Origin of the sequence: Leifsonia poae (assembly GCF_027921845.1) — a bacterium.
Taxonomy (GTDB): domain Bacteria; phylum Actinomycetota; class Actinomycetes; order Actinomycetales; family Microbacteriaceae; genus Leifsonia; species Leifsonia poae.
In genome coordinates this window covers 305,983-320,811 of sequence record NZ_BSEN01000003.1, presented here as the reverse complement: position 1 = coordinate 320,811, position 14,829 = coordinate 305,983, and the positions used below count along the sequence as shown (strand labels likewise).

The 14,829-nt window shown below is 67.5% G+C and carries 11 protein-coding genes; 9 read left to right on the top strand and 2 right to left on the bottom strand.

The genetic code is table 11. The features are described 5' to 3' along the window. Positions 1–12 precede the first annotated feature (12 nt). The 4 genes from PKE84_RS05140 (at position 13) to PKE84_RS05125 (ending at position 4,684) form a co-directional block, all read left to right on the top strand. Positions 13–1,353 carry an ABC transporter substrate-binding protein gene (locus tag PKE84_RS05140; protein WP_271176142.1) on the top strand — a complete coding sequence of 447 codons (1,341 nt, stop codon included), beginning with the start codon at positions 13–15 and terminating at the stop codon, positions 1,351–1,353. A 70-nt stretch (positions 1,354–1,423) separates the two neighbouring features. Next, positions 1,424–2,419 carry a carbohydrate ABC transporter permease gene (locus tag PKE84_RS05135; RefSeq protein ID WP_271176141.1) on the top strand — a complete coding sequence of 332 codons (996 nt, stop codon included), beginning with the start codon at positions 1,424–1,426 and terminating at the stop codon, positions 2,417–2,419. Positions 2,420–2,432: 13 nt separating this feature from the next. Beyond that, positions 2,433–3,254 carry a carbohydrate ABC transporter permease gene (locus PKE84_RS05130; RefSeq protein WP_271176140.1) on the top strand — a complete coding sequence of 274 codons (822 nt, stop codon included), beginning with the start codon at positions 2,433–2,435 and terminating at the stop codon, positions 3,252–3,254. Then, complete coding sequence (locus tag PKE84_RS05125) at positions 3,251–4,684, top strand: mannitol dehydrogenase family protein (protein ID WP_271176139.1); 1,434 nt, start codon at positions 3,251–3,253, stop codon at positions 4,682–4,684. The genes PKE84_RS05130 and PKE84_RS05125 overlap by 4 nt, the downstream gene beginning before the upstream one ends. Before the next feature lie 25 nt (positions 4,685–4,709). Here PKE84_RS05125 and PKE84_RS05120 read toward each other — a convergent pair whose 3' ends face one another. Further along, on the bottom strand, positions 4,710–5,177 hold the full coding sequence (locus PKE84_RS05120; RefSeq protein WP_271176138.1) for a hypothetical protein: 468 nt from the start codon (positions 5,175–5,177) through the stop codon (positions 4,710–4,712). A gap of 58 nt (positions 5,178–5,235) precedes the next feature. Further along, positions 5,236–6,357 (bottom strand): glycoside hydrolase family 172 protein, encoded by a 1,122-nt coding sequence (locus PKE84_RS05115; protein WP_271176137.1) that lies wholly within the window; start codon positions 6,355–6,357, stop codon positions 5,236–5,238. Between the two features lie 183 nt (positions 6,358–6,540). Here PKE84_RS05115 and PKE84_RS05110 point away from each other — a divergent pair, with 183 nt between their 5' ends. From PKE84_RS05110 to PKE84_RS05090, 5 genes are all read left to right on the top strand, one after another. Beyond that, positions 6,541–7,521: a LacI family DNA-binding transcriptional regulator gene (locus PKE84_RS05110; RefSeq protein WP_271176136.1), complete on the top strand. Its 981-nt coding sequence runs from the start codon at positions 6,541–6,543 to the stop codon at positions 7,519–7,521. A gap of 66 nt (positions 7,522–7,587) precedes the next feature. Next, positions 7,588–9,096 carry an FGGY-family carbohydrate kinase gene (locus PKE84_RS05105; protein WP_271176135.1) on the top strand — a complete coding sequence of 503 codons (1,509 nt, stop codon included), beginning with the start codon at positions 7,588–7,590 and terminating at the stop codon, positions 9,094–9,096. 145 nt (positions 9,097–9,241) lie between these two features. Continuing rightward, a complete protein-coding gene (locus PKE84_RS05100) occupies positions 9,242–11,782 on the top strand; it encodes a GH116 family glycosyl hydrolase (protein ID WP_271176134.1) in 2,541 nt (846 codons plus the stop codon). Between the two features lie 32 nt (positions 11,783–11,814). After that, entirely contained in the window at positions 11,815–13,452 is a 1,638-nt protein-coding gene (locus PKE84_RS05095) for a fucose isomerase (RefSeq protein WP_271176133.1), read from the top strand. Between the two features lie 106 nt (positions 13,453–13,558). Then, the gene (locus PKE84_RS05090) at positions 13,559–14,710 is read left to right on the top strand and encodes a Gfo/Idh/MocA family protein (protein WP_271176132.1); all 1,152 of its coding nucleotides are present in this window, start codon (positions 13,559–13,561) and stop codon (positions 14,708–14,710) included. Positions 14,711–14,829: the final 119 nt, after the last annotated feature.

The window sequence follows — 14,829 nt, the reverse complement described above, 5'->3', positions numbered from 1 at the left end:
GAGGAGGAACACATGCACAAGAGGCGCAGCAGGCTACTGCTCACTGTCGCGGCGACCCTCGCCGCGGGCCTCGTTCTCGCCGGCTGCTCCGGCGCGGGCGGCGGGGCCAAGACAGAGAACGGCAAGACCGTCGTCACGTTCTGGCAGCAGAAGTTCGAGGACTACCAGCAGGCGTGGTTCAAGAAGTACGTCGACAAGTACAACGCATCGCAGGACAAGGTGAAGATCGACTACCAGGTCGTCCCCGCCGACACCTGGCCGCAGAAGCTGAAGGCCGCGCAGGCCGCGGGCAAGTCGCCGGATGTCGCGACCACCAACTACGGCAACATCGCCGCCGGCGTCGTGAACGGACAGTTCGCGCAGCTCGACGACCTGATGCCGGCCAAGGCGTTCAGCGACATCAAGGACAACGTCAAGAGCTTCGTCTCGAGCGACGGCAAGCACTACGCGTATCCGATGCTCGTCGAGCCCTCGACCGTGCTCTACTACCGCACCGACCTCGCCAAGGCGGCCGGACTCGACCCGGCTAGCCCGCCGAAGACCTGGTCCGAACTGCTCGAGTGGGCGAAGAAGCTGACCAACGGCAAGGTGAAGGGTATGACCATCGCCTCTGTCGCCGCCGACCTCGGCTGGTCGAGCTGGGGTCTGCAGTACAGCGCCTGCGGTCACCTGCCGATCAACGACGACTGGTCGAAGGCGCAGGCGACCGAGCCCTGCTTCGGCAAGCTCGCCGACTTCTACAAGGCCCTCTACAAGGGCGGCTACATGCCGCAGCAGCCGAAGGTCGGCTACGCGGACGCCACCCCCTACGGTCAGGGCGAGGTCGCGATGATGGCGGACGGCTCGTGGGCCGTCGGTCAGCTGAAGAACGACTTCAAGGACATGGTTGCCAAGACGGCCGTCGCGCCGTTCCCCTCGATGGACGGCTCGTCGAACAAGACGACTGCGACCCTCGGAGGCTGGACGCTGACCGTCGACGCGAAGTCGAAGGCCAAGCAGCAGGCGGCCGACTTCATCAACTACCTGCTGGCGGGCGACCCCGAGATCATGGCCGACTTCTTCAAGACGAGCGGCTTCTCGAAGTACACCGTGCGCACGTCGGTGGATGAGGCGCTCGCCTCCAACCCGGAAGCGTCGAGCGACCCGTTCATGAAGATCATCTCCGAGCAGGTCGTGCCGAACGGCAAGCAGGAGCCTGGGTACCCGTGGGACATCTCGCTCGCCTTCGGAACGGGCATCGAATCGGCTATGAAGGGTAGCGCCGATGTGCCGACGTCCATGAAGACGGCCAACGACGCCATCAACGATGTGATCCAGAAGCAGTCCCTCGCGGGAACCGCGCCGAAGCAGTAAACCGAACCATCCCCGGTGCCCGGGGGCCGCAGCAGCGACCCCCGGGCACCACTCAGTCGAGGAGACCACCGTGTCCGTTCTCAACCCAGCAGGCGAGGTGCAGCTGCCTCCCGTCGAAGCCGAGGCGATCGCTCCGGAGCCCGGCAACCGGCGCGCCCGCCGGCGGGCGGCCAACCCGCCCGTCGCGAAACATCTGCAGGACAACAAGACCGCCTACCTGATGATCGCTCCGATGGTCATCCTTCTCGGCATCTTCGTCATCTGGCCGCTCATCTACTCGGTGTACCTGAGCACGTTCAAGATCAGTTTCTACAAAGACCCGGAGTTCGTCGGGCTGCAGTTCTACCAGTACGTGCTGGAGAGCCCCAAGTTCTGGAAGTCGATCGGTGTCGGCCTCTACTACGCCGTGCTCGTCGTCCCCACCGGCCTCGTGATCGCCCTGCTGCTCGCCAGCTTCATCAAGACGCTGAGCAAGAAGGCGGCGAGCTTCATGAAGACCACCGTCTACCTGCCCGCGGTCGTCTCGACCGTGGTGGCTTCGGTGCTCTTCGTCTTCATCTACCAGGACCAGGGCGTCGCCAACTGGCTGCTCAGCCTGCTGAACGCCGGTCCGGTCGCCTGGCTCAACGACCCCACCACGGCTCTCCCTGCGATCGCCATCCCGGGCATCTGGCTCGGTTTCGGCGTGACGACGCTCATCCTGCTCGCCGGCCTGCTCGACATCCCGGACAGCTACTACGAGTCCGCGCAGCTCGATGGGGCAGGCTTCTTCCAGAAGACCTTCTACATCACGATCCCGCTGCTGAAGAACGTGTTCCTGTACCTGATCGTGACCGGCTTCACGCTGGCGATCCAGATGCTCGACCTGCCGCTCATCATGACCGGAGGCGGTCCGGTCGATGCGACCACGACCCCGAACCTGTTCATCTTCAACAGCTTCCGCGACCTCACGCCCTACGCGACCAGCTTCTCGCTGACCGCCTCACTGCTGCTGTTCGTCGTGCTCGGCGCGATCTCGATCGTCGTGTTCCGACTCATCAACTCCGACAAAGCCGTCGACGGATAAGGAAAGACCCCCGATGAAGAAGAGTGTCCCCCAGCGGACCGTGTCCGCTGTGCTCATCGTCCTGATCAGCGTCAGCGTGCTGTTCCCCCTCGCCTGGATGGCGATCGCCGGCTTCAAGGGCAAGACCGAGGTGCTGCGCTCGCCGTTCCAGTTCTTCCCCGACGTCTGGCGCTTCGACAACTACGTCAAGATCCTCCAGGACCCGGAGTTCTCCCGGGCGATGGTCGTCACCTTCGTCGGCGCGCTGATCTTCACCGCCCTGAGTCTGGTCATCAACTCCCTCGCCGCCTACGCCTTCGCCCGGCTGGACTTCCGCGGCAAGCGGTTCTGGTGGGTGTACTGCATCATGCCGATGTTCATCCCGATGATGGCCATCCTGCTCACCTCGTTCATGGTGGTCTCGGCCCTCGGAATGCTGAACACGCTGGCCGTGCTGATCATCCCGGGTGCCGCCTCGGCGGCGCAGATGTTCTTCATCCGGCAGTTCTACCTCGGCTTCCCGGTCGCCGTCGAAGAGGCGGCGCTGATCGACGGCGCCACGCGCTGGCAGATCTTCTTGCGCGTGTTCCTTCCCCAGTCGGCCGCGCCGTTCGTGGTGATGGGCATCGCCTCGTACCTCGCCTACTGGAACGCGTACGTGTGGCCCATCCTGACGATCACCGACCCGAACCTGACCCAGATCATGCAGTTCCTCGGCAACTTCCGCTCCGACCGCGGCAACGACTGGGGGCTGCTGATGGCCGGCTCGACGCTCGCGGCGCTGCCCACCATCGTGCTGCTGCTGATCTTCCAGCGATTCATCGTCAACGGCGTGCGGATCTCGGGGATCAAATGAGCACCGCGCCCGTCGCCCGCCCGTCGTACGACCGCAGCGACCTGACCGTCGGAATCGTGCACTTCGGTGTCGGCGGCTTCCACCGCGCCCATCAGGCCATGGTGCTCGACACGCTCATGAACCGCGGACTCGCCCACGACTGGGCGATCTGCGGCATCGGGGTGCTGCCCGCCGACCAGCGGATGCGTGATGTGCTGCACGCGCAGGACGGGCTGTACACGCTCGTGCTCAAACATCCGGATGGTGCCCGCGAGGCCCGCCAGATCGGCTCCATCGTCGACTACCTCTACGCGCCGGACGACCCCGACGCCGCGATCGAGCGGATGGCGGATCCGGGCGTGCGCATCGTCTCGCTGACGATCACCGAGGGCGGCTACAACATCGATCAGGTCTCGGGGGCGTTCGATCTGACGACGACCGACGTCGCTGCGGATCTGAAGCCGGATGCCGTGCCGCGCACCGTGTTCGGGCTCGTGACCGAGGCACTACGGCGCCGTCGCGACCGCGGGATCCCGCCCTTCACGGTGATGTCCTGCGACAACATCCAAGGCAACGGCCACGTGGCCCAGCGGGTCTTCACCGAGTTCGCACGTCAGAAGGATGCGGACCTGGGCGCGTGGATCGCAGAGAACGTCTCCTTTCCGAACTCGATGGTCGACCGGATCACTCCCGTGACCACCGACCAGGACCGCACGGAGATCGCGGCCGAGTTCGGCGTCGAGGACGCTTGGCCCGTCGTCGCTGAGCCCTTCTTCCAGTGGGTGCTCGAAGACGCCTTCCCGCTCGGGCGGCCGCCGTACGACGAGGCGGGAGTACAGCTCGTGGACGACGTGGAGCCTTACGAGCTGATGAAGCTGCGGCTGCTCAACGCCAGCCACCAGGGCATGTGCTACTTCGGGCGGCTGAGCGGATACACCTACGCCCACGAGGCCGCACGGGACCCGTTGATCGCGCGGTTCCTCCTGCGCTACATGGTCGAGGAGGCGACGCCGACGCTGCGTCCGGTGCCCGGAGTGGATCTGGACGAGTACAAGCGGACCCTGATCGAGCGCTTCTCGAACGAGTACGTGCTGGACACGCTGGCGCGGTTGTGCGCGGAGGACCGCATCCCGAAGTGGCTGCTGCCGGTGGTGCGCGAGGAGCTCGTTGCCGGTGGACCGGTGCGGCTCTCGGCGGCGATCGTCGCGAGCTGGGCGCGCTACGCCGAGGGCACGGGTGAGAACGGTGAGACGTTCGACGTGGTCGACCGGGTGCGCGACAGCGTCATGGCGAAGGCCGCACGTCAGCGCGAGGACCCTACGGCGTTCCTCACCGATCGCTCGCTGTTCGGCGATCTCATCGACGACGAGCGTTTCGTCACGGAGTACACCGCCGCGCTCGACCTGCTGCTGCGCTCCGGCGCACAGGCCACGCTCGAGTCCCTCGACTGAAGACCCGCCCCGCCCACGATTCGGGCTACGGGGTCACTCGGACGTAGTCGAGGGCGAGGTCGCCCTCCCACGGGGCGCCGTCGCGCGACATCTCGCCTCTGCCGGTCATCCGGGTGCCGTCGGGCACGAACGTCAGGGTGACGCGTTGCGAGAAAGACGGGTCGAGCCGCTCCCAGCTGAGCAGCCGATCGGTGATCGTGGCGTCGTACCTGCGCGAGACGCCGCGCTCGTCGAAGTAGAGCATCGTGAGCGGTCCGTGCTCGTCGTCGCTGCCGAAGACGGCGACGCCGCTGGGGATCTCGGGCGCATCGACCTCGGTGTGCATGATCACGAACGCGCCGCCCTCGTGCCAGGCGAACGAACTGCGCCCGTGCAGAGGCCGGCCGGGAAGATACGGGTGGCTCCCCGAGGTCTCCCACTCGCCGATCACCGCCTCGAACGGCTTCAACGCGGGGTTGGGTATCAGGGCTTCGCTGCCGATGAGAGACACCATGCGCCCACTCTACGAGCAGCCGATCCACGAGGGGAGGCCCGCGTCGCCGGGCTGGCCGCTACGCGGGGTCGCGCGGAGGCTGCGCGCCGATGTCCGGCACAGCCTCACGGCCCAAGTGCACCTCCAGGTCGTCGGCCGACGGCGTCTTCGGGCGGCGTGCGGTGGGGCGGTCGAGGTAGAACAGCGCCGTCGAGGCGATGTCGTCGCGCAACGGAAGGTACCGCCATCCGGAGCGCCAGCCGAGTGCCTGGATGTCCACCCGCAGCTTCTCGGAGAAGTGGATGGGGTCGAGCAGGTGCCAGCGGTACATCCCGAACCGTTGCTGGCTGAGGTAGAGGCCGTCGGGGCGGATGACCTGCGGCATGCCGAGGTACGGGGTCGAGAAGGCCGTGTAGCCCTGCCCCGGGATGTCGAAGTTCCACGCGCCGCCGAAGTAGTCCTCGGTGCCGGTTCCGCAGATCGTGGGGTACTCGTCGTCGCTGTCGAGGTAGAACTTGATCTCGCCCTCGCCCCACCAGCCGTTGCTGTTGACGCCCCACGCGATGTACGTGCCGACGTACTGCCCCTGGCCCTCGATGCCCTCGATGATGGTGTGGGGCGTGCGGTCCTCGAGGGGGTTGCTGCGCCGCCACTGCGCGTGCAGGTAGCCGTCGCCGCTGTAGTCGCCGCCGATCTCGTAGGTGACCTGGTAGTAGACCCGCACGTCGACGACCGAGAGGTTCTCGATCGTCAGGCGCGCGCCGTCCTGGAACGGCATCGGCCAGTAGGAGTTGAAGCCGCCGTTGGGGTTGGCCGCGATGGGCTGAGAGCTGACCTGGGCGAACTCGCCCCAGCCGTTGCAGAAGAAGTCCCCGTAGGGCACCTCGATCGCCGGCTCCTCCGCGCCGTCCCAGTACGCGCGGAACAGCAGTGTGCGCCAGTTGTCCTTGTGGGTGGTGATCCAGATGTGGGTGATCTTGCCGGCGCCGGGGATCGACGCGAGCTCGAAGGTCTCGCCCGCCTTGATGTCGACGCTCGGCGAGATCTTCCAGCCCGGTCCGAGGTCACGCGCGGACTCCGCCCCGGTCCCTTCTGTTGCGCGGCCACCGCCTCCGACGGATCCGTCAAAGTTCTCGGGGCTGATCGACCGGGTCTGCACGCTCCGCAGGCGGGAGATGGTGCTCAGGTCGGCGTTGGTCACGGAGGTCTCCTGTACGTCGTTGTGCATGGCGGATGGCGGCCCAGGGCGCTCCGGAGAGGCCACCCTGGTGCAATCGATTTCATCACTGTAGAGTCGAGGCAGCACGAGTGTCAACCGCTGGGGAGTGCGCGCTCGGTGCACCATGGACTCCGGGGAAACCCGGTCGACGACGATGGAGATGGGATGCCGACGATCTACGAGGTGGCCGCCTTGGCCGGCGTTTCACCCGCGACGGTTTCACGCGTTTTCAACGGGATGAACGTCTCCCCGGAGAAGTCGAAGCTCGTGCGCAAGGCTGCCGAGGAGCTCTCGTTCACTCCGAGCCGCACGGCCCGCACTCTGCGGCGTCAGCACTCCGAGGTGATCGCTCTGGTGATCCCCGACATCGAGAACCCGTTCTTCACGTCGCTCGCCCGCGGTGTCGAAGACGTCGCGCAGGCCGCCGGGTACTCCGTCGTTCTCTGCAACACCGACGAGAACGCCGAGAAGGAGGCCCGCTATCTCGACATCGCCATCAGCGACAACATGGCCGGCGTCATCCTCGCCGCGGCCGGCGACCACAGCGACCTCAGCAAGCTGATCGAACGAAAGCGCCCCATCGTCGCTGTCGACCGCGGACCGCACGGTTTCGACATCGACGCCGTCATGGTCGACAACAGGGCCGGCGGCCACGCGGCCACGACCGAGCTGGTCGAGCAGGGCTACAAGCGCATCGCATGCATCACCGGTCCGAGCGACGTCGAGACCGCCCAGCAGCGCGCCGACGGCTGGCGCGAAGTGGTGCAGGCCGCGGGGATGCCGGCGACCGACGACTACCTCAAGTACTCCGACTACCGCGTCGCCGGTGGCGAGGCCGCGATGCGCGAGCTCCTCGACCTCCCCGAGCCTCCGGATGCCGCGTTCATCACGAACAACCTGATGAGCGTCGGCGCCCTGCAGGTGCTCGCCGAGCGCGGCGCCGTTCCGCCGGCCGTCGGAATGGCTGTCTTCGGTGACCTGCCATTCGCGGGATTCGCCCCCAAGGAGATCACCGTCGTGCATCTGCCTGCGCGCCATCTCGGCGTCACCGCGGCCAAGCTGCTGCTCGACCGCATCAACGGCGACGACCAGCCGGCGCGCACCATCGTGCTGCGCAACGAGGTCGGATCCGGCTCGCGCGCCTGACCCGCCACCTCGTCCGCGCATTCGTCGCCGCTTGACGATGAAATCGATTTCTGCGATGGTACTGCCATGAGCAGAGCCGCCGTCGTCGGCGTCGACATCGGAACCTCGAGCAGCAAGGGCGTGCTCGTGGGGGTCGAGGGAGACGTCATCGCCACCGCCACCCGTGAGCACCGCGTCGAGCGACCGTTCCCCGGTCACGTCGAGATGGAAGCCGAGATCTGGTGGAGCGAATTCGTCGGCATCGTCCGCGAGCTTCTGGCGAACGGCCGCGATGCCGAGGTCGTCTCGGTCGGCGTGAGCGGCATGGGGCCGTGCGTGCTGGTGACCGATGCTGACGGCACTCCGCTTCGCCCCGCGATCCTCTATGGGATAGATACGCGTGCCACCGACCAGATCGAGCGCCTCACCGACGAGCTCGGCGGCGCAGACGCGATTCGCGAGCGCTGCGGTTCCTCGCTTTCCACGCAGGCCGTCGGCCCCAAGCTCGCGTGGCTGACCGAGAACGAGCCGGAGGTCGCCGCCGCCGCCCGACGCCTGTTCATGCCGAGCTCGTGGCTGGGCTTCCGGCTCACCGGCGCCTACTACCTCGATCATCACTCGGCCAGCCAGTGCACGCCCATGCACGACGCCGCCGCGCAGGACTGGTACCGGCCGTGGGCTTCGCTCGTCGCCCCGTCGATCGAACTGCCGCCGCTGGTGTGGCCGGGGGAGATCGCCGGCAGGGTCACCGCCGCTGCGGCCGCCGAGACCGGGCTCCCCGTCGGCGCTCCGGTCATCGCGGGCACGATCGACGCATGGTCGGAGGCGCTCAGCGTCGGCGCGCAGAACGACGGCGACCTGATGCTGATGTATGGCACCACGATGTTCCTGGTGAACACCGTGCCCGAGCCGGTCACTTCGCCGACTCTCTGGGGAACAGTGGGCGCGCTCCCTGGAACGCACAATCTCGCCGGTGGCATGGCGACGTCCGGTGCGATCACGGCCTGGCTGCGTGACCTCTTCGGCTCTCCCGGCTACCCCGAGCTGATCGCGCAGGCCGAGGCCTCCGCTCCCGGGGCAAACGGGATCGTGATGCTCCCGTACTTTGCGGGCGAACGCACACCGATCCCGGATCCGGATGCCCGGGGCGTCATCGCCGGCCTCACGCTCAGCCACACCCGGGGCGATCTGTACCGGGCCGCCCTCGAGGCGACCGCGTTCGGCGTGCGGCACAACATCGAGGTGATGGAGCAGGCAGGCGGCCGCATCGACCGGATCGTCGCGGTCGGTGGCGGCGCGCAGGGGACTCTCTGGACGCAGATCGTGTCGGATGTGACCGGTCGCCGGCAGGCCATCCCGGCCCTGGTCGTGGGCGCGAGCCTCGGCGCCGCCTTCCTCGCGGCCGCCGCGGTGGGTCCCGCCGACATCGGCACGTGGAACCCCGTCGTCGAGGAGCGCGAGCCGCGCGCGGAGATCGTGCGCCAGTACGACGAGCTGTACGCCCTGTACCGCGAGCTGTATCCGGCCACGGAGTCGGTCGCGCACGCCCTCGCCGCGTGGCAGGAGAGAAGTGCGCGGGAGTCCGTCGCCGTCTGAGCGAGCGCGGCCGCCCTGCTGTATCGATTTCAGCGGCTCCGGGCTTGTGTTCGACTGATCCATGGGCTTGCATTGAGCCAAAATAGTCGACATACTTGAAACCGATTTCACCTCTTTTGAAACGCAGATGATCCGAGGAGCGTCGATGGCGACGAGCACGAGCAGCGGGGCGACGGCGGTCATCCGCGCCGGCCGCGAGCTGGGGCCCACGGCCACCGTCGCCGCCTTCCCCCTCGGTGGGATCGGCACCGGAAACGTGTCCATCGGATCCCGCGGCGACCTGCGCGACTGGGAGCTCGCGAATCAACCCGACAAGGGCGCCACGCTGCCTTTCACGTGCTTCGCGATCCGGGCGGCGGTGGCCGATGCATCCGGTTCAGCGGCCGCGCGCGAGCCGGTCACGCGCATCCTGGAGGCACGCATTCCCGGCCCGCACGAAGGCGACCAGGGCTACGACGCCGGGCGAATGGCCGGGCTCCCGCGTCTTGCCGGGAGCCGGATGCGCGGCGAGTACCCGCTGCTCACCATCGACTTCGACGACGACGACCTCCCGGTGCAGGTCAGGCTCACGGCATTCACGCCCCTGGTCCCCCTCGACGCCGACGCGTCCGGCATCCCGGGCGCGGTACTGCGTTACACGGTGACGAATACCACGACCGCACCGGTCGACGTGACCGTCGTCGGATCACTCGCCAACCCGATCGGGATCACCGGCCGCAACGTCTTCCATTTCCCCGAGTATGCGGGAGAGCCCACGGTGGAGTTCACCGACGACGGCCGGTTGCGCGGACTCCGCTTCGGCACGGACCTCCCGGCCGACGACCCGAGGTTCGGCACGGCGGCACTGACCACCACCGACGAGTCGGTGACCGTGAAACCGCAGTGGCTCTCCGGTTTCTGGCAAGACGGCGTGCAGGTGTTCTGGGACGACCTCAGCGCAGACGGTCTGCTGGAGCGGGAGACGGCATTCAGCATCGACGAGCCGCCGTACCCCGACTGGTTCACCAAGCTCCGCGTGGGCTCGCTCGGCATCGTGCATCGGATCGAGCCGGGCGAGAGTCGCGATTTCGAGTTCCAGCTGTCGTGGAGCTTTCCGAACCGTCGCCGGGCATGGCACGGGAACATCAACCTCGACAATGGCAACGACGACCAGATCGTGCGCAATCACTACGCGACGGCGTTCGCCGACGCGTGGGCGGCGGCGCGTCATCTCGCCGACAATCTGGCCGAGCTCGAGTCCGCCACCCGCGAGTTCCATCGGGCGATGTACGACGGCACGCTTCCTCCGGAGGTCGTCGACGCAACGATGTCCACCCTCGTCGCGGCGCGCAGCACGACCTGCTTCCGCCTCGCGGGCGGCGTGTTCGCCGCCTGGGAGGGCAGCTTCGACCATTCCGGCAGTTGCGAGGGGACCTGCACGCACGTCTGGAACTACGCTCAGACGCTCGCTCATCTGTTCCCGGAGCTCGAGCGAAGTGCCAGGCGCACGGAGTTCCTGCACGAGACGCGTGACGACGGCCGCATGAACTTCCGCGCGAACAGCGTGTTCGGCAATGAGCCGTGGGACTTCCACCCCGCGGTCGACGGTCAGCTCGGCGCTGTTGTCCGCGTGTATCGCGAATGGCGGTTCAGCGGCGACGACACGTTCCTCGCCGACGTCTGGCCGGCGGTCGTGCGGGCGGTCGACTTCGCTTTCTCGGAGTGGGACTCCGACGGCGACGGGGTTCTCGACAGCAAGCAGCACAACACCTACGACATCGAGTTCTACGGGGCGAACTCCCTGGCCAACTCGATGTTCTTCGCGGCGCTGACCGCCGCATCCGCGATGGCGGCGCACGTGGGGGATACCGACATCGCCGAACGCTACCGCGACGCGGCGACGCGCGGAGCCGAGCGCATGGACGCGCTGCTGTTCAACGGCGAGTACTACGAGCAGCGTCTCGACGACCTCGACGCCCGCCGGTATCAGTACGGCACCGGGTGCCTCAGCGATCAGGTCTTCGGACAGCTGCTGGCGCACGTCGCAGGACTGGGGCACGTACTCCCGGCCGACCATGTGCGCAGCGCGGTGAAGGCGATCCACGAGCACAACTTCCGCGCCGACCTCACCGCTCACGTCAGCGTGCAGCGCACCTACGCGCTCAACGACGAGGCGGGGCTGCTGCTCTGCTCGTGGCCGCGTGGCGGCCGGCCGCGCATCCCGTTCGTGTACTCGGACGAAGTGTGGTCGGGCATCGAGTACCAGGTGGCAACACACCTCGTCTACGAGGGCCTCGCCGACGAGGGGCTCGAGATCGTGCGCGCGGTCCGCGACCGTCACGACGGCCACCGCCGCAATCCGTGGAACGAGGTCGAGTGCGGCAACCACTACGCGCGCTCGCTCGCGAGCTGGGGACTGGTGCTCGCCCTCACCGGCGTCGACTATCACGCCTCGGAGCGTCGCATCGCCTTCGCGCCGCACGCGGCGGCCATCCGCGACGGTGAGCTTCGCGTGATCTTCACCACGGGCTCGGGCTGGGGAGAGGTGCTGTCGGACGTGTCGGGCGTCCGGCTGCACCTGCTCGGCGGCCGCCTTGATCTCGACGAAGTGCGCTTCGAGCATCCGGATGGCGGGACCTCTCGCGCCCACAGCGTCTCTGCGCGGGCGGGGGACATCGTCGCCCTCGCGGCGCCCGATCGTCTTTGACCGTTTCACCACACCATCGGAGGAATCACCACATGACCACGTACACCCTGCCTCAGCCGCTCACCCGGCCGGAGGCGCGGCCGCGAACCGTCTACACCGTGGCGAGCGGCGACCTGCGCCCGAGCGCGAACGTCAAGTGCTGGCCGACCCAGGAGCAGCTCGAGCGCGACTTCGCGGCCGCGATCGGCGACCTCGGCTGGTCGGTGGAGCGCGGGCACGCGTTCGATCCGGTCAAGAACCACGGCTTCATCGACAGTCAGCGTGCGGGCATCGAGGTGTTCAAAGGCATCCCGTCGACGGCGCCGCTCGTGGTCGTCGACGCCGTGTGGCAGTACAGCCACCATGTGCTCGCGGGTCTGCGCACGCACCAGGGCCCCATCCTGGTCGTGGCGAACTGGGCCGGCGACTTCCCCGGGCTGGTCGGTCTGCTCAACCTCACCGGAAGCATGACCAAAGCCGGCGTCGACTACTCGGCGCTGTGGAGTCCCGACTTCACTGACGAATGGGCGCGTGATGGACTGCGCACCTGGCTCGAGACCGGAACGATCGAGCATGATCAGTCGCACGTGCGCGATCTGCCGGCGCTCGACCCGGAGGCGCCCGAGGTAGAGCTCGGTGTCGCCCTCGCTCGCCAGCTCGCCGACGAGAAGGCCATCGTCGGCGTGTTCGACGAGGGCTGCATGGGCATGTACAACGCGATCATCGACGACGAGCTGCTCAACCCGCTCGGGATCTACAAGGAACGACTCTCGCAGAGCGCGCTCGTGGCCGAGATGAAGAAGGTCAGCGATGAGGAAGCCCAGCAGGTGCGTCGCTGGCTCGACGAGCGCGGGTTCACGTTCCACTTCGGCACCGACGAGGCGACGGAGCTGACCGAGGACCAGGTGTGCAGCCAGTTCAAGATGTACATCGCAGCTCTGCGCATCAGCGACGATTTCGGGCTGGATGCCGTCGGCATCCAGTACCAGCAGGGGCTGAAGGACACGGTGCCCGCCAGCGACCTGGCCGAGGGCCTGCTCAACAACGTCGAGCGCCCGCCTGTGTTCAGCCGCGACGGTTCGCGCGAGCTCTACGCAGGCCAGGCTGTTCCGCACTTCAACGAGGTCGACGAGGGCGTAGCCGTCGACGCGCTGGTGACGAACCGCGTCTGGAACGCGATGGGCTTCGACCCCGCCAACACGCTGCACGACATCCGGTGGGGCGAGGAGTACGGCGGCGAGTTCGTGTGGGTCTTCGAGATCTCGGGATCGGTGCCGGCCTCGCACAACGGTGGTTACGACAAGAGCTACAGCATGCGTCAGCCGCCGATGTTCTTCCCGCTCGGCGGCGGGACGCTGAGCGGAGTCTCCAAGCCGGGCGAGATCGTCTGGTCGCGCGTGTTCATCATGGAAGGCGTGCTGCACGTCGACCTCGGCCGCGGCCACGTCGTGGAGCTGCCGGCTGAGGAGACGCAGCGTCGGCTCGATGCGACCGACCCGCAGTGGCCGATCATGCACGCCGTGCTCGACGGGGTGAGCCGCGACCAGCTGATGGCCCGCCACAAGGCGAACCACGCGCAGGTCGCCTATGCACCGGATGCCGACGGAGCCGACCGCGCGCTCCTCGCCAAGGCCGCGCTCTTCAACGAGCTCGGCGTGATCGTGCACCTCTGCGGCGACGTCGCCGTCTGACCCAATCCACTCCGTTGAGGGGCGGCGAATCGGCCTAAACACGCCGCTGCAGGCCGACTTTGCCACCCCTCAACGGAACTTTTATTGCTCGGCACGGGAGGGTCGCATGAATGGTGGATCGAGTCCTCTCACCATCGCCGTCGTCGGCCTCGGGTTCGGGCGCGACTTCGTGCCGATCTACCGCAGTCACCCCGCCGTGGCAGACGTGATCCTGGTCGAGCCGGACGCGGCGCGCCGTGCGGCTGTCGCCCACGAGTTCGGTCTCGCCCCCGGGTACGCAGACCTCTCCGAGGCGCTCACCGATCCGGCGATCGATGCGGTCCACATCCTCGCGCCGGTGTTCCTGCATGCCGACATGGTGGTCGCGGCTCTCGACGCGGGCAAGCACGTGGCGTGCGCCGTGCCGATGGCGACGACGCTGGAGGATCTCGAACGCATCATCGCGGCGACCGAGCGCAGCGGCCGCAACTACATGATGATGGAGACCACGGTGTTCGGCCGCGAGTACATCGCCGTGGACGAACTGCTGAGGGCCGGGGCCTTCGGAGACCTGGCGCTCTACCGCGGGTTCCACATCCAGAACCTCGAGGGCTTCCCGCTGTACTGGCAGGGGTTCCCGCCGATGCACTACGTCACGCATGCGCTCTCGCCCATCCTGTCGCTGCTCGGCACCACTGTCGCCTCCGTGAGTGCGCGGGGAGCGGGTCGACTCGCGCCGGCGAACGCGGGAGGGGGCTTCGACAATCCGTTCCCGACCGAGGTCGGGCAGTTCACCTTGCGCGACAGCGACGTGCTCGCCGACGTCACGATGTCGTTCTTCCAGACGGCGCGCAGCTATGTCGAGGGCTTCTCGCTCTACGGGGAGCGCCTCGGCGTGGAGTGGCCGATCGACAACGTCGGGCCGATGACGGCGTACGACATGCTGCCGCCCGCATCCGGTGAGCGCGGTAACCGTGTGGAGGCGCGTTCTCTCGAGCCGCGCGATGCGCCTGAGCGGCTGCCCGAGGCGCTGCAGGCCTTCGTGCGCCCGACCGATGTGCTGCTGCCGGGGATGCCGTCGCCGGCTCGGGTGGAGGCGCATCATGGAGGGTCGCACCCGTTCCTCGTGCACGAATTCGTATCGAGTATCGTCGAGGGCCGGCCGCCGCTGATCGACGCCTACCGCTCGGCCGCCTGGACTGCCCCGGGCATCTGTGCGCACCAGTCCGCCCTCGCCGGCGGCGCCGAGGTCGCCGTCCCCGCCTACGGCCCGCGCTGACCGTCCGTTCCGTATTTCGTTGAGGGGCGGCGAACGCAGCCAAAACCGCGGTTTTGGCTGCGTTTGCCGCCCCTCGACGAAGTGTGATCCCCTAGAACCACAGCCTCATTCATTGCTTG

Bases quoted from the DNA above. Each gene is read 5' to 3' on its own strand.
- PKE84_RS05095 (WP_271176133.1), top strand. From the start codon at position 11,815: ATGACCACGTACACCCTGCCTCAGCCGCTCACCCGGCCGGAGGCGCGG.
- PKE84_RS05100 (WP_271176134.1), top strand. From the start codon at position 9,242: ATGGCGACGAGCACGAGCAGCGGGGCGACGGCGGTCATCCGCGCCGGC.
- PKE84_RS05110 (WP_271176136.1), top strand. From the start codon at position 6,541: ATGCCGACGATCTACGAGGTGGCCGCCTTGGCCGGCGTTTCACCCGCG.
- PKE84_RS05090 (WP_271176132.1), top strand. From the start codon at position 13,559: ATGAATGGTGGATCGAGTCCTCTCACCATCGCCGTCGTCGGCCTCGGG.
- PKE84_RS05120 (WP_271176138.1), bottom strand. From the start codon at position 5,177: ATGGTGTCTCTCATCGGCAGCGAAGCCCTGATACCCAACCCCGCGTTG.
- PKE84_RS05105 (WP_271176135.1), top strand. From the start codon at position 7,588: ATGAGCAGAGCCGCCGTCGTCGGCGTCGACATCGGAACCTCGAGCAGC.
- PKE84_RS05130 (WP_271176140.1), top strand. From the start codon at position 2,433: ATGAAGAAGAGTGTCCCCCAGCGGACCGTGTCCGCTGTGCTCATCGTC.
- PKE84_RS05125 (WP_271176139.1), top strand. From the start codon at position 3,251: ATGAGCACCGCGCCCGTCGCCCGCCCGTCGTACGACCGCAGCGACCTG.
- PKE84_RS05140 (WP_271176142.1), top strand. From the start codon at position 13: ATGCACAAGAGGCGCAGCAGGCTACTGCTCACTGTCGCGGCGACCCTC.